Source organism: Streptomyces sp. NPDC102406, from assembly GCF_044765725.1.
GTDB lineage: Bacteria > Actinomycetota > Actinomycetes > Streptomycetales > Streptomycetaceae > Streptomyces.
Genome location: NZ_JBIWKP010000005.1, coordinates 599,305 through 625,797, shown reverse-complemented (window position 1 = coordinate 625,797; position 26,493 = coordinate 599,305). Strand labels below are relative to the sequence as shown.

Sequence of the window (26,493 nt, the reverse complement as noted above, 5' to 3'; positions counted from 1 at the left end):
CTTTTGGCACGCTGTTGAGTTCTCAAGGAACGGACGCTTCCTTTGTACTCACCCACAGACACTGTCTGAGGCTTTCCTCCGGGCGCTTCCCTTCGGTCTTGCTGTTTTGCGTTTCCGACTCTATCAGATCTTTCCGATCCGATTTCCTCGGGGTCTTGCTCCGCTTTCCGGCTTTTCGGCCTTCCTGCGGTGTTGACTCTATCAGATCCTTTCGGGCCTGATTCCCTGTCAACCGGGTTTGTCTTCCTGGCTGTTCGGCCGTTCCGACGTCCCAAACTTTAGCGGATCCTCGCGGCTCTTCCTAATCGGAACGATCAGGCCGTGCGCAACCCAATAGCGAATTGAAATCGGGTACGCCGAAATCAATCCCAGTGGGAGATCGTGCTGGTGTTTGAGTGCCGCTACCGCGGCGGGAGGTGACGTCGCGGAGCCGTCGGCTCCGTGACAACTCGAAGGACCTTACGCCACCGACGCCGGTAGTACAAAAGCGGGGTCCGGCACCCAGGTGCCGGACCCCGCCCCCTGCGAGCCACTCAGGTCCCGACGGGCTCCTTCGCCGCCTCGCCGCGCAGCCGCGGCATGTCCTCGGCCTCGTCGTCCTCGGTCGTGTCGAGGAGCGTCCGCTCGTCGAACGGCACCTCTCCGGCGAGCACCCGCCGCACCCGGTCCCGGTCGACCTCGCCGGTCCACGTGCCGATCAGCAACGTGGCCACCGCGTTGCCCGCGAAGTTCGTCAGGGCGCGGGCCTCGCTCATGAAGCGGTCGATGCCGATGATGAGGCCGACCCCGTCGACCAGCGCCGGCTTGTGCGACTGGAGTCCGCTCGCGAGCACCGCGATGCCGGAGCCGGAGACACCGGCCGCGCCCTTCGAGGCGATCATCATGAAGAGGAGCAGGCCGATCTGCTGGCCCACGCTCATCGGCTGGTCCATGGCGTCGGCGATGAACAGGGACGCCATGGTCAGGTAGATCATGGTGCCGTCGAGGTTGAACGAGTAGCCGGTCGGCACCGTGATGCCGACGACCGGGCGGCTCACGCCCAGGTGCTCCATCTTCGCGATGAGGCGGGGCAGCGCCGACTCCGACGACGACGTGGACAGGATCAGCAGGAACTCGCGGCCGAGGTACTTCAGCAGGGCGAAGATGTTGAAGCCCGTCGCCAGGCGCAGGATCGCCGCCAGCACGATGCCCACGAACAGGGCGCAGGTGACGTAGAAGCCGACCATGATCGTGGCGAGGGCCTGGAGCGCGTCCATGCCGGTTTCGCCGATCACCGCGGCCATCGCGCCGAACGCGCCCAGCGGGGCGGCCCACATGATCATGCCGAGGACACGGAAGACCAGCTTCTGGATGTGCTCGACGCCGCGCAGGACCGGTTCGCCGGAGCGGCCCATGGCCTGAAGGGCGAAGCCTACGAGGAGGGCCACGAGGAGGGTCTGGAGGACCTCGCCCTCGGTGAAGGCGGAGACCATCGTCGTGGGGATGACGCCGAGGATGAAGTCGACCGGGCCTTCCGCGGCGTCCTTGGCCGCGGTGTGGCCGACTTCCTTGGTGGCTTCCGTGAGGTGCATGCCGTCGCCGGGGTGCAGGATGTTGCCGACGACGAGGCCGATGGCGAGGGCCACCATCGACATGACGATGAAGTAGCCGAGGGCGAGGCCGCCGACCTTGCCGATCTTGGCGGCCTTCCGTACCGAGCCGACGCCGAGCACGATCGTGCAGAAGATGATCGGGGAGATCATCATCTTGATCAGGTTCACGAAGCCCGTGCCGATGGGCTTGAGCTCCTTGGCGAAGTCGGGCCAGATGAAGCCGACGGCGATGCCGAGCAGCACGGCCACGATGACGGCTATGTAGAGATAGTGGGTGCGGTCCCGCTTGGGGGCGGTGGGCGTGGTTGCGGTCCCGGACTCGGCCACGGTTCCTCCTGACGACGACGACGGCGTACTGGAACGGTTCGGATCGGTGCGATGCGGACGACGGACGGGCCGGCTCTCCGGCTGGATGGTTCGCGGGCCGGGGAGGGCGCGTGCGCGCAGGCCGTGCGGCTCACGGTCGGCGAATCCCGGTGACTATCTCCCAGGCCGTGAGGACCGTCACCCTTCCGTTCATTTAGTTCGCACCGAAACGAACGGGCAGACTGGCGGGATGCGTCTCCCCCTCCCCCGCAGCCTGGCCGGGCAGCTCTTCGCGATGCAGGCCGTTCTGGTGGCGGTGGTGGTCGCCGGGTGCGCGCTGTTCACGTACGTCAGCGACCGCGGTCAGGCGGAGAGCGCGGCGCGGCGGCAGGCGACGGCGGCGGCCACCGCGGTCGCCGACGCGCCGTCGGTGCGGGCGGCCATCGAGGGGCCGGGCGATCCGTCGGAGCCGCTGCGGCCGTACGCCGACGCCGTGCGACGGCACACCGGCGTCGACTTCGTGACGATCATGGACCCGCACGGCATCCGGTGGACGCACCCCCGCGAACCGGAGATCGGCAAGCGGTACCTGGGGCACATCGGGCCTGCGCTGGAGGGCCGGACGTTCTCGGAGACGTACACCGGGACGCTCGGGCCGTCGGTGCGTGTGATCACTCCGGTGTACGGGGGCGGGCACCGGGTCGTCGGGCTCGTCAGTGCCGGTATCACCATCGACGAGATCACCGCGCAGGCGCGGGGGCAGGTGCTGGCGGTGGCGGGCGTGGCGGGGGCCGCGCTCGTGCTCGGCGGTATCGGGACGTACGTCATCAACGCCAGGCTGCGGCGGCACACGCACGGGATGAACGCGACCGAGCTGAGCCGGATGCACGCCTACCACCAGGCCGCGCTGCACGCCGTCCGCGAGGGTCTGGTCATGCTCGACGGGCAGCGGCGGGTGGCGCTCATCAACGACGGGGCGCGCGAACTGCTCGGGGTGGAGGAGGACGCGGTGGGGCGGGGCGTCGCCGAACTGGGGTTGCCCGCGCCGCTGACCGGTGCCCTGCTGGCCGCCGAGCCGCGCGTCGACGAGGTCCATCTGACCGCCGACCGGGTCGTGGTGGTGAACACGTCGCCGGTGGCCAGTGGTGAGCGGCGCGGCACCGTGGTGACCCTGCGCGATCACACGGAACTCCAGTCGGTGATGGGCGAGTTGAACTCGGAGCGAGGGTTCACGCAGGCGCTCAGGTCGCAGGCGCACGAGGCGGCGAACCGGCTGCACACCGTGGTGTCGCTGATCGAGCTGGGCCGCGCCGACGAGGCCGTGGACTTCGCCACCGCCGAGCTGGAGCTGGCCCAGGCGCTGACCGACCAGGTCGTCGGCGCGGTGAGCGAGCCGGTGCTGGCCGCGCTGCTGCTCGGGAAGGCGGCGCAGGCCAACGAGCACGGCGTGGAGCTGGTCGTGTCCGGTGACACGCGGATCGACGACGGGCTGCTGCCGCAGGCGCTGTCGGCCCGGGATCTGGTGACGGTGCTCGGCAATCTCGTCGACAACGCGGTGGAGGCGGCGCAGGGCTCGCCTGGGGCCCGGGTCACGGTGACGGCCCGCGCCACGGCCGAGGCGCTGCTGCTGCGGGTGGCGGACACCGGGCCCGGGGTGGATCCGGAGCACGCGGACGCGGTGTTCGAGCGCGGCTGGTCGACGAAGCCCGCGGAGCCGGGCGGTCGCGGTCTCGGGCTCGCGCTCGTACGGCAGGCGGTGCGCCGCCACGGGGGGACACTGGAGCTGAGCCGGTCGCCGGAGGGCGGGGCCGCGTTCACGGCGCGGCTGCCGTTGGCGGCGGACCCGGCCGGCGCCCTTGCCTCCCAGAACGGAACACCATGACGGACCCGCGGATCAGAGTCCTGGTGGTGGAGGACGACCCTGTCGCCGCCGACGCCCACGCCCTCTACGTCAACCGGGTGGCCGGGTTCGTGACCGTGGCCAAGGCGCACACCGCGGCCGAGGCACGTCGTGCCCTGGACCGGACGCCGGTCGAGCTGATCCTGCTCGATCTGCACCTGCCCGACGGGCACGGTCTCGCGCTCGCGCGGTCGCTGCGCGCCGCCGGGCATCAGGCGGACGTCATCGCGGTCACCTCGGCCCGCGATCTGGCCGTCGTACGGGAAGGTGTCTCGCTCGGGGTCGTGCAGTACGTGCTGAAGCCCTTCACGTTCGCCACGCTGCGCGACCGGCTCGCGCGTTATGCCGAGTACCGCACGACGAGCGGTGAGGCGACCGGGCAGGACGAGGTCGACCGGGCGCTGGCCAATCTGCGCTCCCCCGCTCCGGCCGCCCTGCCCAAGGGGCTGAGCGCGCCCACCCTGGAGCGGGTCACGCAGGCGCTGCGCGAGGCCGCGCCCGGGGGGCTGACGGCGACGTCGGCCGCCGGGTCGGTCGGTATCTCGCGCATCACCGCGCGCCGCTATCTGGAGCATCTGGTCGAGGCGGGGCTCTGTGTGCGCAGCCCGCAGTACGGGCAGGTCGGCCGGCCGGAGCTGGTCTACACGTGGAAGGGGCTCGGCGGACCCGGGAGCGGGTGAGCGGGCGGGCCGGTGCCTCCGGTCACGATAAGGCCGGTGTCGATCGGTTTCCCGGCCCGGTTCGCCTTCTCAACTCCGTGCCGTCGCAGACCCATTGACCTTGCTCGGAAGCGGCCCGTACGTTTCCGGGCAGCCCCGCGAGGCAACGATGCCCGTGAGCTCCGTAGGAGGTCGTGCCCGTGCGCCCCACCGCCCCTCTCCTCGTCGCCACCGCCCTGCTGGCCGCCGGAACGCTCACCGCCTGCGGCGGCGGCTCCGGCAGCGACTCCGACACGATCAAGGTCTCGTTCAAGCAGTCGACGGACAACCAGATCAAGGTCATGGACACCTATCTGGCCGCGATGAAGAAGCAGTTCGAGAAGGCCCATCCGGGCAAGAAGGTCGAGCTCGTCCCGATCAAGGCCCCGGACTCCGAGTACTACACGAAGCTCCAGCAGATGCTGCGCTCCCCGAAGACGGCCCCTGATCTGGTCTACGAGGACACGTTCCTCATCAACTCGGACATCACGAGCGGATATCTGAAGCCGCTGGACCAGTACCTCGGCAAGTGGGCGGACTGGGACCAGTTCGTCGACACGGCGAAGACGGCGGCGAAGGCCCAGGACGGCAAGACGTACGGCGTCCCGGACGGCACGGACACGCGTGGCCTCTGGTACGACAAGGCGATCTTCGCCAAGGCCGGGATCGCGACGCCCTGGCAGCCCAAGAACTGGGACGAGGTGCTCGACGCGGCCCGCGCCATCAAGAGGAAGGTCCCGGACGCGATCCCGCTGAACGTCTACACCGGCAAGCCGAACGGCGAGGCCGCGACCATGCAGGGCTTCGAGATGCTGCTGTACGGGACGGGTGGCGCCGAGCCGCTCTACGACACCTCGTCCCATAAGTGGATCACGGGCTCGAAGGCGTTCAAGGACAGTCTCGGCTTCGTGGAGACGGTGTTCGAGGAGAAGCTCGGGCCCGACGTCTCCGACGCCCTCGACCCGAACTGGGCGACTCGGGTGCGCGGTGAGATGCTGCCCAAGGGCAAGCTCGGCATCGATCTCGACGGTTCCTGGCTCCCGCAGGACTGGCTGGAGGGCAGCGGCCACGAATGGCCCGAGTGGTCGCAGAAGCTGGGGCTCGCGGCCATGCCGACGCAGAACGGCCAGGCGCCCGGCAAGGTCAGTATGTCCGGCGGCTGGACGTGGGCCGTCCCTGCCAAGGCGGGCAACCCGGACCTCGCCTTCGACTTCATCAAGACGATGCAGACCAAGGCCAACGCGCAGCGCTGGTACATCGCCAACTCCGGCATCTCGGTCCGCAAGGACGTCGCCGCCGACCCGGCGTACGTGAAGGCGCAGCCCGGCATCAAGTTCTTCACCGACCTGGTCGCCACGACGCACTACCGCCCTGCGTACCCCGCGTACCCCAAGGTGTCCACGGCGATCCAGGAGGCGATGGAGTCGGTGACCACCGGGGACTCCTCGGTGCAGGAGGCGGCGGCGACGTACGACGAGCAGGTGAAGACGGCGGCCGACGGCAAGGTCGTCGCCAAACCGTAGGGCGTGTCGCGAACGTCCCGGCCACCCGCCACCCGTACCCGGCAGACGCTTCATCGCACCGGAGGCGACCACACCTGTGAAACGCCGTTCCACGACAGTGCTCCGAGCCCTTCCGCTGGCCCCGGCCACGATCATCATGGCTCTCTTCCTCGCGGGCCCCATCGCCTACTGCGCGTACATCGCCTTCACCGACCTCCAGCTCACCGGACAGGCGGAGTCCTCCTTCGTCGGGTTCGACAACTTCACGGCCGCGTTCCGGGACGACGCCTTCCTCAACGCGGTCCGGCTGACGCTCGTCTTCACGTTCCTGTCGTCGATCATCGGCCAGAACACCCTGGGGCTCGCCCTGGCGGCGCTCATGCAGCGCGCCTCGAAGCCGGTCCGTACGGCCACGGGTGCCGTGGTCGTCACGGCGTGGGTGCTGCCCGAGGTCGTCGCGGGGTTCCTGCTCTACGCGTTCTTCCGCCGGGAGGGCACGCTCAACGCGATCCTCGACTGGCTCCAACTGCCACGGCAGAACTGGCTGTTCACGCTGCCGATCCTCGCCGTGTCGTTCGCGAACGTGTGGCGCGGCACGGCCTTCTCGATGCTGGTCTACTCGGCGGCGCTCTCCGAGATCCCGAAGGAGATCACGGAGGCCGCCGAGGTCGACGGCGCCAACGCCGGGCAGCGCCTGTGGCACGTCATCCTGCCGATGATCCGCCGCTCCATCGGGACGAACCTGATGCTCAACACGTTGCAGACGCTGTCCGTCTTCGGGCTGATCTGGGTGATGACGCGCGGCGGGCCCGGCAACCACAGTCAGACGCTGCCCCTGTTCATGTACGAGCAGGCGTTCCAGAAGAGCATGATCGGCTACGGCACGGCGGTAGCCCTGCTCCTTCTCGTGGTCGGCTCCCTGTTCTCGCTGGTCTACATGCGCCTGCTGCGCTCGGAGGCCTGAATGAGCCGCCGCCGCACCCGGGACCGGCTCACCGCCGATGTGGCCCTGTCCCTCGTCGCCTGTGCCTTCGCGCTGCCGCTCGCCTGGGTCGTCCTGTCGTCCCTCGACGCCGACGCGAACCTCAAGGTGAAGGTCCCGGCGCACGCGACGCTGGACAACTTCGACGCGGTCCTGAAACCGGACATCACCTTCACCCCGCTGCTGAACAGCCTGATCCTGTGCGGCGGCGCGACGGCCCTCACGGTCGTCTGCGCGGCGCTCGCCGCGTATCCGCTGTCCCGGTACCGCTCGCGCCTGAACAATCCGTACCTGACGACGATCCTCTTCGCGACGTGCCTGCCGATCACGGCGATCATGGTCCCGGTCTACGCGCTGTTCGTGCAGGTGGATCTGATCGACACGATGGCGGGCACCATCTACTTCTTCGCCGCGTCCCAACTCCCTTTCGCCGTCTGGCTGATGAAGAACTTCATGGACGGCGTGCCGAAGGAGCTGGAGGAGGCGGCGTGGACCGACGGCGCGGGCACCTTCCAGTCCCTGGTGCGGATCGTGCTGCCGCTGATGGGTCCGGGTGTCGCCGTCGTCACGGTGTTCTGCTTCGCCATGATGTGGGGCAACTTCTTCGTCCCCTTCATGCTGCTGCTCTCCCCCGACCAGATGCCGGCGTCGGTCAGCATCAACGACTTCTTCGGCAACCGGGGCACGGTCGTCTACGGCCAGCTCGCGGCGTTCTCGATCATCTACTCGACGCCGGTGATCCTGTTGTACGTGCTCGTCTCGCGCCGCTTCGGCGGGGGCTTCGCCCTCGGCGGCGCGGTCAAGGGATGAGGCCGCCGGGGCCCGTGCGCTCCCCCGTATTTTCCTACGACATGTGACGTATCACGAACGCACCGTAGCCAAGCGGCGCGTTCCCCCCTACTTTGTGCCCGTGCAGCACACCGCCGCGGCGCATCAGCCCACCCCGCCCTTCAACGCCCCTGCCGCCCGCCGCCTCCGCGAGGCGCTCGGGATGGCACCCGGCCATGTCGCGTACGGCATGCGCGCGTCCTACGGGCTCGCGCACATAACCCCCGAGACGATCATCGCCTGGGAGCGCGGCGACGCGGCGCCCCTGGCGAGTGAGCTGACCGCGCTCGCCGGGGCGCTGTGGTGTTCGCCGGGTGAGCTCATCGGCGTACCGCGGACCCTGCGGGAGCACCGGCTCTCGCTCGGCCTCGCCCCCGAGGACGTGGCGCGCGAGGTCGGCGTCGAGATCCACGCGTACCTGCGGATGGAGGAGACCGGCGAGTGGCGGGGCAACGACCGCCAGTCGAGCGCGCTCGCCGGGGCGCTACGGCTCGCGCCCCGCGCGTTCACGACGGTGACCGGCCGGGACGGACCGCTGACGGAGCTGCTGCGCAGCGCGGCGACCACGCGCTGGCAGGCGTACGTACGACCGCTGACGCGGCTCGTGCCGGTGCAGCGGCGCGAGGCGGAGGACGTGCTGCACGAGATGCACCTGGAGTACCAGGCGCTGATGACGTCCACGCTGAGCTGGGGCGGCGGCGCCTCGGCCGGGTCCGGGGACGCGGGGCGGGACTTCCTGGAGCGGATCCTGGACGAGTTCTGGTCCAGGATCCGCAACCCGTAGGTCCTGGAGGACGGCCCTAGAAGACCGACTCGGCCTCGTCCATCCGGTCCTTCGGGACCGTCTTCAGCTCGGTGACCGCGTCGGCGAGCGGCACCATGGTGATGTCGGTGCCGCGCAGCGCGGTCATCTTGCCGAACTCGCCGCGGTGGGCGGCCTCCACGGCGTGCCAGCCGAAGCGGGTGGCGAGCACCCTGTCGTACGCGGTGGGGGTGCCGCCGCGCTGCACGTGGCCGAGGATGACGGGCCGCGCCTCCTTGCCGAGGCGGGACTCCAGCTCGTAGGCGAGGGCGGTGCCGATGCCCTGGAACCGCTCGTGGCCGAACTGGTCGATGGCGCCCTTGCCGTAGTCCATGGTGCCGTCGGCGGGGTGCGCGCCCTCGGCGACGCAGATGACGGCGAACTTCTTGCCGCGGGCGAACCGCTCCTCGATCATCTTGACCAGGTCGGCCGGGTCGAAGGGGCGCTCGGGCAGGCAGATGCCGTGGGCGCCGCCGGCCATGCCGGACTCCAGGGCGATCCAGCCCGCGTGCCGGCCCATGACCTCGACGACCATCACGCGCTGGTGGGACTCGGCGGTCGTCTTGAGGCGGTCCATGGCCTCGGTGGCGACGCCGACGGCGGTGTCGAAGCCGAAGGTGCGGTCGGTGGAGGAGATGTCGTTGTCGATGGTCTTCGGCACGCCGACGACGGGCAGGCCCGCGTCGGAGAGCATCCGGGCCGCGGTGAGCGTGCCCTCGCCGCCGATCGGGATGAGGACGTCGAAGCCGGCCGCCTCGGTGAGCTGCTTGACGTTCTCGCAGGCCGCGCGGAACTTGTCGCGCTCCAGACGGGACGAGCCGAGGATGGTGCCGCCGCGGGCGAGTATGCCGCTGACCGCGTTGAGGTCGAGGGGGCGGTGGCGGCCGTCGAGCAGTCCGGCGTAGCCGTCCTCGAAGCCGATCACCTCGTCGCCGTAGTGCGTGACGGCTCGGTGCACGACCGACCGGATCACTGCGTTCAGTCCAGGGCAGTCGCCGCCTGCGGTCAGAACTCCGATACGCATCGTGCTGTGTCTCCTGCTCGCTGCCGGTACGTGTGAGCCACTGCGATTCTTCCACGCTCCGGGAGGAGTCGCGTTCGCGCCCCGTCGGGCCGGGGCGCTTCGGCATGCTGTCCGAGGGCACTTGGACCGTGCTGGACAGGGCCTTCGGCCGGGGCGCGGCTTACCCATCGCCGGAGGTATTGTCAAGAGGGCAGGGCTTTCATTACGGCCATTTTTTTCGGCCGTCCGCCGAGGACCACGTCCATCGAGGACCACGAGGGAAACGGAGAGCACGCGTGACGCGCAGCGTGTACGTGACCGGGATCGACCGGGGCGACGGCCGCCAGGTCGTCGAGCTGGGAGTCATGGAGCTCCTGACCCGCCAGGTCGACCGGGTGGGCGTGTTCCGCCCGCTCGTCCACGACGGCCCCGACCGCCTCTTCGACCTGCTGCGGGCCCGCTACCGCCTCTCCCAGGACCCGGCGAGCGTCTACGGCCTCGGCTACCACGAGGCCGCCGCGATCCAGGCCGAACAGGGCACCGACGAGCTGCTGTCGCGCCTTGTCGACCGGTTCCACGCGGTGGCCAAGGACTACGACGTGGTGCTGGTCCTCGGCACCGACTTCGCCGACACCCAGCTCCCCGACGAGCTGGCGCTCAACGCCCGCCTCGCGAACGAGTTCGGCGCGTCCGTGCTGCCCGTCGTCGGCGGCAGGAAGCAGACCGCGGAGTCGGTGGGCGCCGAGGTCCGCAACGCCTACCGCGCCTACGACGGCCTGGGCTGCGACGTCCTCGCGATGATCGCCAACCGGGTCGCCGCCGAGGACCGCGACACGATCCACGAGCAGCTCGCCGCCCACGTCCCGGTGCCCGCCTTCGTCCTGCCCGACGAGCCCGCGCTCTCCGCGCCGACCGTCGCGCAGATCACCCACGCCCTCGGCGGCACGGTGCTGCTCGGCGACGACTCGGGGCTCGCCCGCGACGCCCTGGACTTCGTCTTCGGCGGTGCCATGCTGCCGAACTTCCTGAACGCCCTGACCCCGGGCTGCATGGTCGTCACCCCCGGCGACCGCGCGGACCTGGTCGTCGGCTCGCTCGCCGCGCACAGCGCCGGGACCCCGCCCATCGCGGGCGTGCTGCTCACCCTGAACGAGCGGCCCGGCGAGGAGATCCTGAAGCTCGCCGACCGGCTCGCGCCGGGCACCCCGGTCGTCGCCGTGTCCGGCGGCTCGTTCCCGACGGCGGCCGAACTCTTCGCCCTGGAGGGCAAGCTGAACGCGGCGACGCCCCGTAAGGCCGAGACGGCCCTCGGCCTCTTCGAGCGGTACGTCGACACGGCCGGGCTGCTCCGCACCATCCAGGCACCGGCCAGCGACCGCGTCACGCCGATGATGTTCGAGCACAAGCTCCTGGAGCGGGCCCGCGCCGACAAGCGCCGCGTCGTGCTGCCCGAGGGCACCGAGGAGCGGGTGCTGCGCGCCGCCGAGGTCCTGCTGCGCCGCGGCGTCTGCGACCTGACCCTGCTCGGGCCGGTCGAGCAGATCCGCAAGAAGGCCGCCGACCTGGGCGTCGACCTCGCCGACACCGAACTCATCGACCCGCAGACCAGCGAGTTGCGGGACCGGTTCGCCGCCGCGTACGCGGAGCTGCGCGCCCACAAGGGCGTCACGGTGGAGCTGGCGCACGACGTGGTCGCCGACGTGAACTACTTCGGCACGCTGATGGTCAGGGAGGGCCTGGCCGACGGCATGGTGTCGGGGTCCGTGCACTCCACGGCCGCCACCATCCGGCCCGCCTTCGAAATCATCAAGACCAAGCCGGACGCCGCGATCGTCAGCTCCGTCTTCTTCATGTGCCTGGCCGACAAGGTCCTCGTCTACGGCGACTGCGCCGTCAACCCGGACCCTGACGCCCGCCAGCTCGCCGACATCGCCATGCAGTCCGCGGTCACCGCCGCCCAGTTCGGGGTCGACCCGCGCATCGCGATGCTGTCGTACTCGACGGGCACCTCCGGCTCCGGCGCCGACGTCGACAAGGTCCGCGAGGCCACCGAGCTGGTCCGCGAGGTGCGCGGCGACCTGAGGATCGAGGGGCCGATCCAGTACGACGCCGCGGTCGAGCCGAGCGTCGCGGCCACCAAACTGCCCGGCTCCGAGGTCGCGGGCCAGGCCAGCGTGCTGATCTTCCCCGACCTCAACACCGGCAACAACACGTACAAGGCCGTGCAGCGCTCGGCCGGGGCGATCGCCGTGGGCCCGGTCCTCCAGGGCCTGCGCAAGCCGGTCAACGACCTGTCGCGCGGCGCGCTCGTGCAGGACATCGTGAACACGGTCGCCATCACGGCGATCCAGGCCCAGACGCCGGCCACCTGAACCCTCGTACCCGACGAAAAGGCATTGCTTCCGTGACCGCGACCCGAGTCCTCGTCCTCAACTCCGGCTCCTCGTCGGTGAAGTACCAGCTCCTCGACATGCGCGACGGCACCCGGCTGGCCGCCGGTCTCGTCGAGCGCATCGGTGAGGAGACCTCACGCCTCAAGCACACGCCGCTGAGCGGCGGGGACGAGGAGCCCCGCGAGCAGAGCCGGCCGATCGCCGACCACGAGGAGGCCCTGCGGGCGGTCGCCGACGAGCTGGCCCAGGACGGCCTCGGTCTCGACTCGCCCGAGCTGGCCGCGATCGGCCACCGCGTGGTCCACGGCGGACTGTTCTTCAGCGAGCCGACCGTCATCGACGACGCCGTGCTCAAGGAGGTGGAGCGGCTCATCCCGGTGGCGCCGCTGCACAACCCGGCGAACCTGACCGGCATCCGTACGGCGATGGCGCTGCGCCCCGACCTGCCGCAGGTCGCGGTCTTCGACACGGCGTTCCACACGACGATGCCGGAGTCCGCGGCGCGCTACGCGATCGACGTGAAGACCGCCGACGAGCACCGCATCCGGCGCTACGGCTTCCACGGCACCTCGCACGCGTACGTGTCGCGCAAGACGGCCGAGCTGCTCGGCAAGGAGCCCGAGGAGGTCAACGTCATCGTCCTGCACCTGGGCAACGGCGCCTCGGCGTCCGCGGTGCGCGGCGGCCGGTGCGTGGACACCTCCATGGGGCTCACGCCACTGGAGGGCCTGGTGATGGGTACCCGTTCAGGAGACGTCGACCCGGCCGTCATCTTCCATCTGATGCGGGTGGGCAACATGTCCGCGGACGAGATCGACGTCCTTCTCAACAAGAAGAGCGGTCTGATCGGTCTGTGCGGCGACAACGACATGCGGGAGATACGGCGCCGCGTCGACGAGGGTGACGAGGAGGCGCGGCTCGCCTTCGACATCTACATCCACCGCCTGAAGAAGTACATCGGCGCCTATTACGCGGTGCTCGGCCGGGTGGACGCGATCGCGTTCACCGCGGGGGTCGGTGAGAACGCGGCGCCGGTGCGGGAGGCCGCGGTCGCGGGCCTGGAGGAGCTGGGTCTCGCGGTCGACGGCGAACTGAATTCCGTACGTTCCGACGAAGCCCGGATCATCTCGCCCGAGTACGCCCGGGTCGCCGTCGCGGTGGTCCCCACCGATGAGGAGCTGGAGATCGCGCAGCAGACCTACGCTCTGGTCGCCGGGCCGGAGAATCGCAACGCCTGAGCACCCGCCCGCCCATTTGTAGATTCCACCAGACGGAATATTCCGTAGCGAAACAAACCGATAGGATCGCCCCCATGCGCCGTTCCAAAATCGTCTGCACGCTGGGCCCCGCCGTCGACTCCGAAGAGCAGCTCGTCTCGCTGATCGAAGCCGGTATGAATGTGGCCCGCTTCAACTTCAGCCACGGCACGCACGCCGAGCACCAGGGTCGTTACGACCGGGTCCGCGCCGCTGCCCAGAAGACCGGCCGCGCGGTGGGCGTCCTCGCCGACCTCCAGGGCCCGAAGATCCGCCTGGAGACCTTCGCCGAGGGCCCCGTCGAGCTGGTGCGCGGTGACGAGTTCACCATCACCACCGAGGACGTGCCCGGTGACAAGTCGATCTGCGGCACCACCTACAAGGGGCTGCCGGGCGACGTCTCCAAGGGCGACCAGATCCTGATCAACGACGGCAACGTCGAGCTGCGCGTCGTCGAGGTCGACGGCCCGCGCGTGAAGACGATCGTCGTCGAGGGCGGCGTCATCTCCGACCACAAGGGCATCAACCTGCCCGGCGCGGCCGTCAACGTCCCGGCCCTGTCCGAGAAGGACATCGAGGACCTGCGCTTCGCCCTGCGGATGGGCTGCGACATGGTCGCCCTGTCCTTCGTGCGCGACGCCGGCGACGTGAAGGACGTCCACAAGGTGATGGACGAGGAGGGCCGCCGGGTCCCCGTCATCGCCAAGGTGGAGAAGCCGCAGGCCGTCGCCAACATGGAGGGCGTCGTCGCGGCGTTCGACGCCGTGATGGTGGCCCGTGGCGACCTCGCCGTGGAGTACCCGCTCGAAAAGGTCCCGATGGTGCAGAAGCGCCTCGTGGAGATGTGCCGCCGCAACGCCAAGCCGGTGATCGTCGCGACCCAGATGATGGAGTCGATGATCACCAACTCGCGCCCGACGCGCGCCGAGGCGTCCGACGTCGCCAACGCGATCCTGGACGGTGCCGACGCGGTCATGCTGTCCGCCGAGTCGTCCGTGGGCGCGTACCCGATCGAGACCGTCAAGACGATGTCGAAGATCGTCACGGCGGCCGAGGAGGAGCTGCTCTCCAAAGGCCTCCAGCCGCTCGTGCCGGGCAAGAAGCCGCGCACGCAGGGCGGTTCGGTGGCCCGTGCCGCCGCCGAGATCGCCGACTTCCTGGACGGCAAGGCGCTGGTCGCCTTCACGCAGTCCGGCGACACGGCCCGCCGCCTCTCCCGCTACCGCGCGGCCCAGCCGATCCTGGCGTTCACCACGGACGAGAACACCCGCAACCAGCTCTCGCTGAGCTGGGGCGTCGACTCCTACGTCGTGCCGCACGTGGACTCCACGGACGCCATGGTCGAGCTGGTCGACGCCGAGCTGATCAAGCTCAGCCGCTTCAACGACGGCGACACCGTGGTCATCACGGCCGGTTCGCCCCCCGGCGTCCCCGGCACCACCAACATGGTGCGGGTGCACCACCTGGGCGGCGTCGACCGCGCCTGACGGACCCGGTGAGGAACACGCGCCGAGGGCGCCCCCTGTACGAGACAGGGGGCGCCCTCGGTTTCTTGCTGTGCGGCTCCCGGAACGGGTTCTGGGGGATGCGCGGCTAGCTGTCCTCGATGGTGGACCGCAGACCGGGCACGTGCAGGTTCCCGCCGAACTGCGCGGCCTGCGTGACCTTCACGTTCGTGAAGTACAGGATCGGCAGGTTGATCGGCGGCGGGTTGTCGGCGTTGAACGTCGCGGGGATGAGCCCGAGCAGATTGCCCGACAGCTCCTCCGTGTACATGGTCGTCTTGCCGCCCGTGATGGTGGACGTGGAGCCCTTGTCCGAGCGGATGTGGAAGTCCTTGCCGTTCGGGCCGGGGGCGATCTGGTGCAGATCCCCGATGTCCGTCCCGTTGGAGATGACGTACTTCATGACGCGCTTGGTGGTGCCGTCGGCCATCTTGACGTCCACGAGGCCCTGGTAGTCCGCGCCCTTGAGCAGCAGCGAACTGGCCTCCAGCTTCCACGACTTGTTGGGCAGCCGGACCGGGGTCTGCTCGTCGGCGCCCTCGGCGTCGGTGGCGACCGGGCAGTCCTCGGGGACCCCACTGGCGCTCGGGGACGGGGTCGCCGTCTCCTGCGCCTCCTTCGCGGCGTCCTCGGCGTCCTTGACCGTGTCCCCGGCCTTGTCCGTGGCGTCCTTGGCGGTGTCGCCGACGCCGTCGACGGTGTCCTTGACGGCGGATCCGAGGTCCTTGGGCCCCTTGGCGTCCTTGGTGCCCTCGGAGTCCTGGGGGTCCGTGGCACCGGTCGAGCCCTTGGTCGCGGACGGCGCTGCCGAGGCCGACGCCGACGGGCTCGGAGTCGGGGTGGCCGACTCCTTGTCCTTCGGCGTGAGCAGGTCCTTGAGCGCGTCGCCGACACCCAGCGGGTCGAGCGGGTTCCTGGTCGCGGACGCGGAGGGGGACGGCGTGGCGGTGTCCTGAGCCGCGTCGCTGTCCTTGGTTTCCGTGCTCTCCTTGGTCCCCGCGGACGTGGAGGGCGACTTCGTCGCGGAGGCCGTTGGCTTGGGCGTGGCTTCGTCCTTGCCCTCGCCCTTGTCCGGGGAGGCGGAGGCGGAAGGCGACGGCGTACCGGTCTCCCCGGCCTTGCCCTTGTCCGCGCCCTTGTCGTCGGCGGTCGACTTGCCGTCCTTGGCGTCGCGCTCCGCCTGGACCGCATCGGCGCACGCCTTGTAGTCGTCCACCGAGAACTTGGTGGGGTTGTCCTTGGCCGACGCGAGCGTGGGCGTCAGCCCCATCCCCATCAGTACGGCGGTAGGCATGGCCGCGATGGCCACCGCCTTGCCCGCGGGCATGTGCAGCCTGGTGAAAAGATGCTTTCTCGGTGCTGCATGCCGCGGCCCGGTTCTCGCACGGGACTCCCCCGCGGAGTCCTCGTGGTGCACCTCGTCAGCCGGCACGGTGCCTCCCGTTCGTCCCGTTGTCCGGGCTCGTCCCTGACTCGTCGTGGTGTGCGCCCGCGACCCGGTAGGTGGCACCCATGGTGGGCGGCACACCGGCCGCGTCCTTCGGCTCGGCATCGGCGGCGTCCGCCGTCGGCGCCTTCTCCTGTGGCTTGACCGGGGCCCAGGAGACGGCGAGCGCGCCGCCTACCAGGGCCAGCAGAAAGCCGATGACGAATCCGCCGAAGTTGGAGACGACAAGGGAGACCAGGGCGAGCAGGATCGCCGCGACGCCCGCGAAGACGCGGGACTGGTACTGGAACCACATCGTGAGGCCGAGCACGACGAGCAGGACACCGATGATCAGCGAACCGGCACCGGCCGTGGTGGCCATCCGGATCGTCATCGTGCCGAGCGTCAGGTTCGCGTACGGGAAGTACATGATCGGGATGCCGCCGAGCACGGTCAAGAGGCCTGCCCAGAAGGGGCGTTGCCCGCGCCACGTGCGGAACGTCCGGCGTGCGTGGCCGAACCTGTCGCCCATTCCTGCTTGCGCTTCGGCGCTCATGTCGTACAGCTCCTCAGGACTGGCGTTTTGTTCGGTGGTGATGTGCGCGCTCCGGGCACGGGGACCTCGGCCGAATCATGCGGACCGTGCCCCCGCGCCCTTGCGTGAGACGCGTTACGGCTGAGGGATCGCTAGGCGGTGAGGCCTAGAAGCACTCGATGCCCTTGCCGCTGCCCCTGTGCAGGCTCATGTTCAGCCCGTTGAGCTTGAACGTGCCGGCACTCGTCGCCCAGGCCGTCTGTTCGACGCCCTTCAGGTTGGCGTGCGTCGCCTCCTGGGCGAAGCCGTTCGGGTCGGACTGCTCCTTGCCGCCCTTCATGCCGGGGCCCTTGCTGGAGGACCCGGCGGCGACACCGATGTTGATGTCACTGAACTCGGCATCCGCCTTGAGCTGCGCGACGTCGATGTAGATCGTGTCGGCGTGCGCCGGCTTACCGCCGCCACCGGCCTTCAGCTTCAGCGTGACATCACCGAGACCCGGCACGTGCGTCACCACGGACTGGCACATGTTGGTGAGGTCGGCCGAGTTGAACGCGGAGACCGAGACCGGGTGAGGGGTCCCGTTCTTCTCCGCGTCGATGGCGCCGTACTGGATCATGCCGTCCGCGTCGAGCTCGTCGACCTTCACCTTGAACGACTGACCCGACACACTGAACGATGCCGCAAGCGCACCCTGCGAGAGGGCGACACCTATCGCGGCAGTAGCCGCGACGCTCGGCACCATGACTACGGCGAACCGCTTCCATCTGGTTCCACCACGAGTCACGGAATTCATGACTTTCCTCCTTCTCGGACGTACATCTCCGGCCCTGACTGCCCCTTAAGGCGGCTCAGCCGGGCAGGGATGGGAGAAGTGCTACGTCCTCGGGAAGGAGAGCGCCCGTATCGGAGGCGCGCTTCCGCACCTTTTGATCACCGGCGATCACCCCCGAGCGACAACCACTGGTCGCACCTGAACCGTCACGCGCAACCTGCTGGACAGGCTCAACCAAAAATGGCCGAGACCCCCCTGTCCCAGACCGACGGCGCTCCCCAAGGCTTCACCGCCGACCTGCCCGGTGGGGACCCACGAACCTTCACTGTCCGAGTGGCTGTCGGACGGTGGGGAGTGGACCGAGCGTGCCCGATCGTGGTGCATTCACGGCGCTCGCACAAGAGGGATCGTTACTCACGGGTAACGGACGGATAACCGAACCACGACCGCCCGACATCGGACGGCAACACAGGGTGCCCCCGACACTGCCCTTAAGGTGGTTGATTCAGGTACAAAGCCGGGCAGAAGACAGCCATCGACTTACTACAAGTAACAGCGGCCGCGTTTACCAAGTTTTGGTAAAGCGCAGCCGCTGTGCGTCCCTCAGGACCGAATTTTCACCCCGGCACCACAGCGCGTGGCGTTCAGGAACAGGTCATCAAACGGTCACTATCGGCTCAGAAGAGGACCCGGGCCAGTGCCGTACGCGCGGTGGTCACCCGGGGGTCGTCGGCGCCGACGATCTCGAACAGCTCCAGGAGCCTGACCCGGGCCGCGGTCCTGTCGTCACCCGCCGTGCGCGCCACGGTGTCGACAAGTCGGCCGAAAGCGTCCTGGACATGGCCGCCCACCAGGTCCAGGTCGGCGGCGGCGATCTGCGCCGTCACGTCACCGGGCTTCTCCGCGGCGTCCTTGCGGACCGCCTGCGGGTCCAGACCCTGCACACGCTGGAGCAACTGGGCCTGGGCGAGACCGGCCTTGGCCTCCGTGTTCGCGGGGTCGTCGGAGAGGACGTTCTTGTAGGCCTGGACGGCGCCTGCGAGGTCGCCCGCGTCCAGGGCCCTGACCGCCGCTTCGAGGAGCGCGTCGTAGGGACCGGCCGGGGCCTCCGCCGCCGGAGCGGCGCCCTGCGCGTCGGCGTCGACGGTGATGCCGGTGAGGCCGAAGCGCTCCTCGGCGACCTGGATCAACTGGTCGAGGGTGCCGCGGATCTGGGCCTCGGGGGCCGCGCCCTGGAAGAGGGGCAGCGCCTGTCCGGCGACGACGGCGAAGACCGCCGGAATCCCCTGGACCCCGAACTGCTGCATCAACATCTGGTTGGCGTCTACGTCGATCTTGGCGAGCACGAAGCGGCCGGCGTACTCGGCGGTGAGGCGCTCGAGCAGCGGGCTGAGCTGCTTGCAGGGCTCGCACCACTCGGCCCAGAAGTCGATGACGACGGGCACTTCGGTGGAGCGCTGAAGCACTTCGCGCTCGAAGTCCGCCTCATTGACGTCGATGACGAGGCTCGACGGGGGGACGGCCCCGCCGCCACCCTGGCGGGCCGCTTCGGCACGCGCCTGCTCCGCCTTGGCCTTGGCCTCCTGGGCCGCCTTCACCGCGGCGAGATCGACGACTCCGCTCATGGACATGTTCCGTGGCTGCATGCGTGCATTCTCCCCCTTCCGCGGTCGGTTGTGGGCCGGGTCCCCTCCGTCGCCTCCCGCCGGATTGCGAGACGCAAAAAGAGACACGGAGCGGGCCCGGCCCGATACTTCATCCTGATGCGGTACCGGGTCCCCACCCGGCACCAGTGGTTGCCGCTCGTCGTGGCCGCCCGGGGTGCAGAACCGAGTCGGCGTACGAGATCGAGCTTTCGCTACGAGTCGTAGCGTAACTCTCCGGGGCGGTGCGCTGGGAAGCGCCCCCGAGTGATCTGCCTCACCCGCGCCATGTTCCCTACCGGCCGGTATGGTCGATGACCATGCAGAGCCGCACGCCGTCGTCCCCGCCAGGCCGACTCGGCCGGCCGCGGTCCGCCGCGGCGGACGAGGCGATCCTGGAGGCCACGCGTGCGGCGCTGGTGGATCTCGGCTGGTCGAAGCTGACGCTGGGCGACGTGGCGATGCGGGCCGGTGTCGCGAAGACGACGCTGTACCGGCGCTGGGCGGGCAAGAACGAGCTCGTGGTGGACGCGGTCGCGGTCCTCTTCGACGAACTCGAACTGCCCGACAGAGGTTCCCTCGCCGCCGACATCGAGGGCGTGGTGCTCCAGTTCGCGGCGATCCTGGACCGTCCTGAGACGAAGACGGCGCTGATGGCGGTGGTCGCCGAGTCCACCCGGGACGCCCCGCTGCGCGAGCGGATCCGCACCTCGATCGTGGACCGGCAGAAACGTCTCGTCCTGGAGGGCAGGGCCCGCGCCGAACTACGCGGCGAGCTGCCGGTGGCACCGGACCCGCGGGTCGCGGCGGCGACGGCCGACCTGATCTTCGACGTGGCGGCGGGCGCGGTGGTGCACCGCACGCTGGTGAGCGCGGAGCCGGTGGACGGGGAGTGGGTCCGTCGGTTCACGGCGTTGCTGCTGGGGGGGTTGGCGGCGGCGTCGGGCTGACGCCTGTACCTCGTTCGTGTCAGCACGCCGCACGGCACCGTCGAACTCGTAGTCATCTCTTGCTTGCCGGGCCCGCTCAAGATCGAGGGATGCCCACCACATGCAGAACCGAAGCGACAAGGAGTCAGAGGAGGTTGCCTGACTCCATCGGTAGGTCATCCGGCCATGGACCGTCGTACAGCGACTCCCGGTCTCCCATGAGTGCGTGTTCCGCTTCGCGCCAGTCCGGGGGGCTGGCGACGACGAAGCTGTCGTCGTCAGGGGCCAGCATCCAGGTGTAGGCCTCGTCGTCCGGCTTCAGTCCATGCCGCTCGCTCAGCATCGCGAACTGCTCGGGGCCCGCGCGTCGGATGTGCACACCGTTTCTGTAATAGGGCGTCAGGAGCATCAGCCTGACGTGGCCGATGTGCACGTCGATCTGGGTCGAGATCCCGTCCATCAACTCCGCCGGGCTGCTAAGGAACAGCTGCCGGTGGGTTGTGGTGAAACCGACCACGCGGAACAGCCTGCCGAGACGCATGAATTCCGTCATACCGTAGATCTTCGACGCGGAGTACGGGAATCAAGCTGGAGCAGGCAGGAAGGGGCACTCACAAAACGTGAACGCGGTGCCGCCGGCCTCTGCTCATGGGGTGTGGGCCGGCCGGCGGGCGTAGTGCCGGACCGGGCGAGCACCCGCGACGCACCGGCACACACATTCGTACCCGCTCTCGGCGAACGTCTCAGAACCCCGCCGGCTCCGTATAGACCCCCCACTCCTCGCGGAGCACCCCGCAGATCTCACCCAGCGTCGCCTCGGCCCGCACCGCCTCCAGCATCGGGCCGATCATGTTCGACCCGCCGCGGGCCGCGGCCAGCATCCGGTCCAGCGCGGAGCGCACCGCTGCGTCGTCCCGGGCCGCCTTGCGGGCGGCTAGCACCCGGACCTGCTCGCGCTCCACCTCGTGGCTGACCCGCAGGATCTCCAGGTCGCCGGTGACGGAGCCGTGGTGGACGTTGACGCCGACGACCCGCTTGTCGCCCTTCTCCAGGGACTTCTGGTACTGGAAGGCGGACTCGGCGATCTCACCGGTGAACCAGCCGTCCTCGATGCCGCGCAGGATGCCGGAGGTCATCGGGCCGATGGGGTGCTGTCCGTCGGGGTGGGCGCGCAGGCCGCGCTCCTTGATCTGGTCGAAGATCTTCTCGGCGTCGGCCTCGATGCGGTCCGTGAGCTGTTCGATGTACCAGGATCCGCCCAGGGGGTCGGCGACGTTGGCGACGCCGGTCTCCTCCATCAGTACCTGCTGGGTGCGCAGCGCGATCTCGGCGGCCTGTTCGCTGGGCAGGGCGAGGGTCTCGTCGAGGGCGTTGGTGTGCAGGGAGTTGGTGCCGCCGAGTACGGCGGCGAGGGCCTCGACCGCGGTGCGTACGACGTTGTTGTACGGCTGCTGGGCGGTCAGGGAGACGCCGGCGGTCTGGGTGTGGAAGCGCAGCCACTGCGCCTTGTCGGTCCGCGCCCCGTAGACGTCGCGCATCCAGCGGGCCCAGATCCGGCGGGCCGCGCGGAACTTGGCGATCTCCTCGAAGAAGTCGAGGTGCGCGTCGAAGAAGAAGCTGAGGCCGGGTGCGAAGACGTCCACGTCGAGGCCGCGCGCGAGGCCCAGTTCGACGTAGCCGAACCCGTCGGCGAGGGTGTACGCCAGCTCCTGCGCGGCCGTGGAGCCGGCCTCGCGGATGTGGTAGCCGGAGACCGACAGCGGCTTGTACGCGGGGATGGCCGCGGCGCAGTGCTCCATCAGGTCGCCGATCAGGCGCAGATGCGGCTCGGGCTGGAACAGCCACTCCTTCTGCGCGATGTACTCCTTGAAGATGTCGGTCTGGAGCGTGCCGTTGAGGACGCCCGGGTCGACGCCCTGGCGCTCCGCCGCGACGAGGTACATGCAGAAGACGGGGACCGCGGGGCCGCTGATCGTCATGGAGGTGGTGACGTCGCCGAGCGGGATGTCCTTGAACAGGACCTCCATGTCGGCGGCGGAGTCGATGGCGACGCCGCAGTGCCCGACCTCGCCGAGCGAGCGCAGGTCGTCGGAGTCGCGGCCCATGAGCGTCGGCATGTCGAAGGCGACGGAGAGCCCGCCACCGCCCGCGGCCATGATCATCTTGTAGCGCTCGTTGGTCTGCTCGGCGTTGCCGAACCCGGCGAACTGGCGGATGGTCCAGGTGCGCCCCCGGTACCCGGTCGGGTGGAGGCCGCGCGTGAACGGATACTCGCCGGGCCAGCCGATCCGCTCGAACCCCTCGTACGTGTCCCCGGGCCGCGGCCCGTAGACCGGCTCGACCGGGTCCCCGGAGAGCGTCGTGAAGTCGGCGTCCCGCTTCCGGGCGGCGTCGTACCGGGCCTGCCAGCGACGGCGGCCCTCTGCGATGGCGTCAGCGTCCATGCTTCCCATGCCACCAATTTACTTGGACGTCCTAGTAAATGTCGATGGCGAACCGCTCACACCTCGTGCGAGCGGTGGGTGATACGCCTGCGCTACGCCTGGGCGAACTTCCTGCCGTCGTCGGCGACCCGGGCGTCCAGCTCCGCGGAGACCTTGCGCTCCACGAAGAACGCGGCGGTCGGGATGGTGCCCGCGACGAGGACCCAGATCTGCTTGCCGACCGGCCACTTCGCCTTGGACCCGAGGTCGAAGGCGAACACCAGGTAGATGACGTAGAGCCAGCCGTGCGCGATGGCGATCACGCGGGTGATGTCATCGGCGCCGTCCATCTTGAACGCGTACTTGGCGATCATGCCGAGACACAGGAGAACCAGGAGGACACCGGTCACGTAGGCCATGACGCGATAGCGGGTCAGCACGCTCTTCTTCATAGGTCGAGCGTAACCGCCCGTTTTGCGCGATCTTCAGGCGGCCCCGGGAGGGGTCACTCCTCCTCGAAGTCCTGCGCCGCCACCCGTAGCGGGCGCAGCATCGCGAAGATCTCGGCGCATTCCTCCGCGTCGTAGACCCCGAGCCCGAAGTCCATGGCCATCAGGTCGCGGGTCGCCGATTCGACGACCTCGCGGCCCTTCTCGGTGATGGTGGCCAGCGTGCCGCGGCCGTCGTTGGGGTTGGGGCGTTTGTCGACGAGGCCCGAGCGGACCAGCCGGTCGACCGTGTTCGTCACCGAGGTGGGGTGCACCATCAGGCGCTCGCCGATCTTCGACATGGGCAGCTCGCCCGCCTTGGAGAACGTGAGCAGCACCAGCGCCTCGTAGCGCGCGAAGGTCAGTCCGTACGGCTTGACGACGGCGTCGACCTCGGCGAGGAGGATCTGGTGCGCGCGCATGATCGAGGTGATCGCGCCCATGGAGGGCACGGACCCCCAGCGCTGCTTCCAGAGTTCGTCGGCGCGGGCGATCGGATCGAAGGCAAGACTGAGCGGCTTCGGCACGTCCTCGACCTTACCGGCCGGTCATATGCTGGTCAGCACCGTCTCGCTCTTTGGCCGGTCCGCCCCTCACCACGCGGCTCGGGGCAGCCCGCGGGCGTTCGGCTCAGCCCTCGGCGAGGTAGCGCTCCACCGTCGCCGGCTTCGAGGTGAGGCCGTCGGTGACGCCGGGCCTGATGTCGGCCTTCAGGACCAGGGAGACGCGCGGCGCCCGCGCCTCGACCGCCGCGACGGCGCGCCGGACGACGTCCATGACCTCGTCCCACTCGCCCTCGACAGAGGTGAACATCGCGTCGGTGCGGTGCGGCAGACCGGAGTCGCGGACCACGCGGACCGCGTCGGCCACGTACTCGCCCACGTCCTCGCCGACGCCGAGCGGGGTGACGGAGAAGGCGACGATCACGCGTTCACGATCCCTTCCTGGCGGGCGCGGGCGGCGATCACCGCGTCGACCGCGCTGTCGGCCTCGCGCTTGAGCCTGCGCTCGGCGAAGAAGCCGCCGGTGGGCAGGACGGAGAGGACGAAGTAGAGGGCGGCCCGGCCGAAGCTCCACTTCGTACGGTTCCAGGCGTCCAGCCAGAAGACGACGTAGAGCACGAAGAGGACGCCGTGCACCGCGCCCATCACCGGGACCGCGTTGAACTCGGTCGTCCGCTTCAGCACCGAGCAGACGAGCAGCAGGAGGAAGGAGACGGCCTCCGGCGCGGAGACGAGGCGGAGGCGGCGGAGGGCGGAGGCGGTCTTGATGTCCACGGGGCACCTTCGGCAGAAGCGACGGGCGGGCAGTGAGGTGTGCGGTGGCGCACGCGTTGATCTTGTGAACGTACGCACAAGCGTTTCTCATTGTGGCATCGCCGCCCGCGAAGCCTGTCGGCGGGCTCCCCGGGCCGGTTACCTTCGATCCGTGGCAACGTTCCGGCTCCAGGGCAGCAAGATGCTCGCCGTCTCCATGACCGGCGACAGTGTGAAGGCGAAGAACGGGTCGATGGTCGCGTACGACGGCCGGATGGCGTTCAAGAAGCTGAGCGGCGGGGGTGAGGGGATACGCGGGATGGTGACGCGCCGCGTCACCGGCGAGCAGATGGTGGTGATGGAGGTGAAGGGGCAGGGGACCTGCTGGTTCGCCGACCGGGCCAGTGAGATCAACCTGGTCGAGCTGCGCGGCGACAAGCTCTACGTCGAGTCGAGCAATCTGCTGTGCACGGACGCCGCGCTGCGCACGGGCACGAGCTTCACCGGTATGCGCGGCGCCTCGCAGGGCAACGGGCTGTTCACGACGACCGTGGAGGGGCACGGGCAGGCGGCGATCATGAGCGACGGCCCGGCCGTGGTGCTCCGGGTCAGCCGTGAGTACCCGCTCACCGTCGACCCGGGCGCGTACATCGCGCACCAGGGCAGCCTGCGCCAGTCGTTCCAGTCGGGTGTCACCTTCCGTACGTTTTTCGGGGAGGGCGGCGGCGAGGCGTTCCAGATCCGGTTCGAGGGCGACGGGCTCGTCTACGTGCAGCCCAGTGAGCGCACCACGATCGCCGGGGATGTGTGAGATGCCACCGTCGAACTTCCGTGAGATCAACTCGAAGATGATCGAGGCGACCGTCCTTCCCGGGCAGCGGCTCTACAGCCAGCGCGGCGCGATGCTCGCGTACAAGGGGGACGTCTCCTTCACGCCCAATGTGCAGGGCGGGCAGGGCGGGGTGATGTCCATGCTCGGGCGGCGCGTGGCCAACGAGGCGACACCGCTGATGACCGTCGAGGGCAGCGGGACCGTGCTGTTCGGGCACGGCGGGCACCACGTGCAGGTGATCACGCTGGCGGGCGACACCCTGTACGTGGAGGCGGACCGGCTGCTCGCCTTCGACGGGACGCTCCAGCAGGGGACGATGTTCATGGGCGCGCAGGGCGGCGTCATGGGCATGGTCCGCGGTCAGGTCACCGGGCAGGGGCTGTTCACGACGACGCTCAAGGGGCACGGGTCGGTGGCGGTGATGGCGCACGGAGGTGTCGTCGAGCTGCCGATCACACCGCAGAGCCCGGTGCACGTCGATCCTCAGGCGTACGTCGCCCACCACGGCGACGTCCGCAACAAGCTGTCCACGGCGCTGGGCTGGCGGGACATGGTGGGCCGCGGCAGCGGCGAGGCGTTCCAGTTGGAGCTGAGCGGCAGCGGCGCGGTGTACGTCCAGGCCTCGGAGGAGAAGCTGTGAGCGGCCCTGTGGTCTTCGACCCCCTGACGTTGCCGGTCGACGACAACGTCAACCCGTACACCTTCTGTGTGGAACTCAAGAGCAGTCAGTGGTTCCTCCAGAAGGGCAAGATGATCGCCTACTACGGGCGGATGGAGTTCAACGGCGTCGGGCACGGCCGGCTCGACCGGCTCGTGCGCACCTCGTTCCACTCGCCGCTGCACGCGAGCGACTGGGTGGTGGCGGAGGGCAGCGGCAAGATGCTGCTCGCGGACCGGGCCTTCGACGTGAACTCGTACGACCTGGATGACGGCAATCTGACCATCCGAGCGGGCAATCTGCTCGCTTTTCAGCCAACTCTCGCTCTGAAGCAGTCGATCGTGCCGGGCTTTCTGACACTTATTGGCACCGGCAAATTCGTCGCCGCTTCAAACGGTCCGGTGGTCTTCATGGAACCGCCCGTCCGCGTCGACCCGCAGGCGCTGGTCGGCTGGGCGGACTGCCCGTCGCCGTGCCACCACTACGACCACGCGTACCTGACCGGGGTGATCGGCGGTCTACGTGCGATGACGGGGGTCGGCGGGGTCTCCGGGGAGGAGCATCAGTTCGAGTTCGTGGGCGCCGGGACGGTGCTGCTCCAGTCCAGCGAGGCGCTGATGCCGGAGCGGACGACGGGTGACGTGCCTCACCAGGCAGGCGTTCCGGGTGGCGGGCAGAGCGCGGGCGCGGGCCAGCCACCGGCACCGCGTCTTCCCGGACAGCTCGGAGACCTCCAGCGTCGCTTCGGGCTGTGAGCGGTA

The 26,493-nt window shown here is 69.4% G+C and carries 25 protein-coding genes; 13 read left to right on the top strand and 12 right to left on the bottom strand.

What is annotated here, in order from left to right; all coding sequences use genetic code 11:
• Positions 1 to 533: 533 nt before the first annotated feature.
• Positions 534 to 1,919 (bottom strand): cation:dicarboxylate symporter family transporter, encoded by a 1,386-nt coding sequence (locus ACIRF8_RS24040; protein WP_404217505.1) that lies wholly within the window; start codon positions 1,917 to 1,919, stop codon positions 534 to 536.
• Positions 1,920 to 2,148: 229 nt separating this feature from the next.
• On the opposite strand from ACIRF8_RS24040, the gene ACIRF8_RS24035 reads away from it, so the two are divergent.
• The 6 genes from ACIRF8_RS24035 (at position 2,149) to ACIRF8_RS24010 (ending at position 8,592) form a co-directional block, all read left to right on the top strand.
• On the top strand, positions 2,149 to 3,780 hold the full coding sequence (locus ACIRF8_RS24035) for an ATP-binding protein (protein WP_404217504.1): 1,632 nt from the start codon (positions 2,149 to 2,151) through the stop codon (positions 3,778 to 3,780).
• Positions 3,777 to 4,478, top strand: a complete 702-nt coding sequence (locus tag ACIRF8_RS24030) for a response regulator (protein WP_404217502.1) — start codon at positions 3,777 to 3,779, stop codon at positions 4,476 to 4,478. Before ACIRF8_RS24035 ends, ACIRF8_RS24030 begins: the two co-directional genes overlap by 4 nt.
• A 179-nt stretch (positions 4,479 to 4,657) precedes the next feature.
• Positions 4,658 to 6,019: an extracellular solute-binding protein gene (locus ACIRF8_RS24025; RefSeq protein ID WP_404217501.1), complete on the top strand. Its 1,362-nt coding sequence runs from the start codon at positions 4,658 to 4,660 to the stop codon at positions 6,017 to 6,019.
• A gap of 136 nt (positions 6,020 to 6,155) precedes the next feature.
• Positions 6,156 to 6,962, top strand: coding sequence for a carbohydrate ABC transporter permease (locus ACIRF8_RS24020; protein ID WP_404217500.1), 807 nt, complete (start codon positions 6,156 to 6,158; stop codon positions 6,960 to 6,962).
• Positions 6,963 to 7,790, top strand: coding sequence for a carbohydrate ABC transporter permease (locus ACIRF8_RS24015; protein ID WP_404217499.1), 828 nt, complete (start codon positions 6,963 to 6,965; stop codon positions 7,788 to 7,790). It abuts the gene before it with no gap.
• A 100-nt stretch (positions 7,791 to 7,890) separates the two neighbouring features.
• Positions 7,891 to 8,592, top strand: a complete 702-nt coding sequence (locus tag ACIRF8_RS24010) for a helix-turn-helix domain-containing protein (protein WP_404217498.1) — start codon at positions 7,891 to 7,893, stop codon at positions 8,590 to 8,592.
• Between the two features lie 16 nt (positions 8,593 to 8,608).
• Here ACIRF8_RS24010 and ACIRF8_RS24005 read toward each other — a convergent pair whose 3' ends face one another.
• Entirely contained in the window at positions 8,609 to 9,634 is a 1,026-nt protein-coding gene (locus tag ACIRF8_RS24005) for a 6-phosphofructokinase (protein WP_404217497.1), read from the bottom strand.
• Positions 9,635 to 9,909: 275 nt separating this feature from the next.
• On the opposite strand from ACIRF8_RS24005, the gene pta reads away from it, so the two are divergent.
• The 3 genes from pta to pyk all read left to right on the top strand — a co-directional run bounded on the left by pta (position 9,910) and on the right by pyk (position 14,749).
• On the top strand, positions 9,910 to 11,985 hold the full coding sequence (pta, locus tag ACIRF8_RS24000; protein WP_404217496.1) for a phosphate acetyltransferase: 2,076 nt from the start codon (positions 9,910 to 9,912) through the stop codon (positions 11,983 to 11,985).
• A gap of 32 nt (positions 11,986 to 12,017) precedes the next feature.
• Entirely contained in the window at positions 12,018 to 13,244 is a 1,227-nt protein-coding gene (locus ACIRF8_RS23995) for an acetate kinase (protein WP_404217495.1), read from the top strand.
• Positions 13,245 to 13,318: 74 nt separating this feature from the next.
• On the top strand, positions 13,319 to 14,749 hold the full coding sequence (gene pyk, locus ACIRF8_RS23990; RefSeq protein WP_404217494.1) for a pyruvate kinase: 1,431 nt from the start codon (positions 13,319 to 13,321) through the stop codon (positions 14,747 to 14,749).
• 106 nt (positions 14,750 to 14,855) lie between these two features.
• On the opposite strand, the gene ACIRF8_RS23985 is transcribed toward pyk, so the two are convergent.
• The 4 genes from ACIRF8_RS23985 to ACIRF8_RS23970 all read right to left on the bottom strand — a co-directional run bounded on the left by ACIRF8_RS23985 (position 14,856) and on the right by ACIRF8_RS23970 (position 19,149).
• Entirely contained in the window at positions 14,856 to 16,094 is a 1,239-nt protein-coding gene (locus ACIRF8_RS23985) for a hypothetical protein (protein ID WP_404217493.1), read from the bottom strand.
• 94 nt (positions 16,095 to 16,188) lie between these two features.
• On the bottom strand, positions 16,189 to 16,749 hold the full coding sequence (locus ACIRF8_RS23980; RefSeq protein ID WP_404217492.1) for a DUF6114 domain-containing protein: 561 nt from the start codon (positions 16,747 to 16,749) through the stop codon (positions 16,189 to 16,191).
• 145 nt (positions 16,750 to 16,894) lie between these two features.
• Positions 16,895 to 17,524 carry a DUF6230 family protein gene (locus ACIRF8_RS23975; protein ID WP_404217490.1) on the bottom strand — a complete coding sequence of 210 codons (630 nt, stop codon included), beginning with the start codon at positions 17,522 to 17,524 and terminating at the stop codon, positions 16,895 to 16,897.
• A gap of 656 nt (positions 17,525 to 18,180) precedes the next feature.
• Complete coding sequence (locus tag ACIRF8_RS23970) at positions 18,181 to 19,149, bottom strand: tetratricopeptide repeat protein (RefSeq protein WP_404217489.1); 969 nt, start codon at positions 19,147 to 19,149, stop codon at positions 18,181 to 18,183.
• 317 nt (positions 19,150 to 19,466) lie between these two features.
• On the opposite strand from ACIRF8_RS23970, the gene ACIRF8_RS23965 reads away from it, so the two are divergent.
• Positions 19,467 to 20,096, top strand: coding sequence for a TetR/AcrR family transcriptional regulator (locus ACIRF8_RS23965; protein ID WP_404217488.1), 630 nt, complete (start codon positions 19,467 to 19,469; stop codon positions 20,094 to 20,096).
• A gap of 124 nt (positions 20,097 to 20,220) precedes the next feature.
• Here ACIRF8_RS23965 and ACIRF8_RS23960 read toward each other — a convergent pair whose 3' ends face one another.
• From ACIRF8_RS23960 to ACIRF8_RS23935, 6 genes are all read right to left on the bottom strand, one after another.
• Positions 20,221 to 20,628: a hypothetical protein gene (locus tag ACIRF8_RS23960; protein ID WP_404217487.1), complete on the bottom strand. Its 408-nt coding sequence runs from the start codon at positions 20,626 to 20,628 to the stop codon at positions 20,221 to 20,223.
• Between the two features lie 190 nt (positions 20,629 to 20,818).
• Positions 20,819 to 22,519, bottom strand: a complete 1,701-nt coding sequence (locus ACIRF8_RS23955; protein ID WP_404217546.1) for a methylmalonyl-CoA mutase — start codon at positions 22,517 to 22,519, stop codon at positions 20,819 to 20,821.
• A 92-nt stretch (positions 22,520 to 22,611) separates the two neighbouring features.
• On the bottom strand, positions 22,612 to 22,950 hold the full coding sequence (locus tag ACIRF8_RS23950; protein ID WP_404217486.1) for a DUF3817 domain-containing protein: 339 nt from the start codon (positions 22,948 to 22,950) through the stop codon (positions 22,612 to 22,614).
• Between the two features lie 53 nt (positions 22,951 to 23,003).
• The gene (locus ACIRF8_RS23945) at positions 23,004 to 23,513 is read right to left on the bottom strand and encodes a MarR family winged helix-turn-helix transcriptional regulator (protein WP_404217485.1); all 510 of its coding nucleotides are present in this window, start codon (positions 23,511 to 23,513) and stop codon (positions 23,004 to 23,006) included.
• A 103-nt stretch (positions 23,514 to 23,616) separates the two neighbouring features.
• On the bottom strand, positions 23,617 to 23,913 hold the full coding sequence (locus ACIRF8_RS23940; protein ID WP_404217484.1) for an MTH1187 family thiamine-binding protein: 297 nt from the start codon (positions 23,911 to 23,913) through the stop codon (positions 23,617 to 23,619).
• Positions 23,910 to 24,263, bottom strand: coding sequence for a DUF3817 domain-containing protein (locus ACIRF8_RS23935; protein ID WP_404217483.1), 354 nt, complete (start codon positions 24,261 to 24,263; stop codon positions 23,910 to 23,912). Before ACIRF8_RS23935 ends, ACIRF8_RS23940 begins: the two co-directional genes overlap by 4 nt.
• Before the next feature lie 151 nt (positions 24,264 to 24,414).
• Here ACIRF8_RS23935 and ACIRF8_RS23930 point away from each other — a divergent pair, with 151 nt between their 5' ends.
• The 3 genes from ACIRF8_RS23930 to ACIRF8_RS23920 are packed head-to-tail and all read left to right on the top strand — an operon-like array spanning position 24,415 to position 26,487.
• Complete coding sequence (locus tag ACIRF8_RS23930) at positions 24,415 to 25,053, top strand: AIM24 family protein (protein WP_404217482.1); 639 nt, start codon at positions 24,415 to 24,417, stop codon at positions 25,051 to 25,053.
• Complete coding sequence (locus ACIRF8_RS23925) at positions 25,046 to 25,714, top strand: AIM24 family protein (RefSeq protein WP_404217481.1); 669 nt, start codon at positions 25,046 to 25,048, stop codon at positions 25,712 to 25,714. The genes ACIRF8_RS23930 and ACIRF8_RS23925 overlap by 8 nt, the downstream gene beginning before the upstream one ends.
• Positions 25,711 to 26,487 (top strand): AIM24 family protein, encoded by a 777-nt coding sequence (locus tag ACIRF8_RS23920; protein ID WP_404217480.1) that lies wholly within the window; start codon positions 25,711 to 25,713, stop codon positions 26,485 to 26,487. The genes ACIRF8_RS23925 and ACIRF8_RS23920 overlap by 4 nt, the downstream gene beginning before the upstream one ends.
• Positions 26,488 to 26,493: the final 6 nt, after the last annotated feature.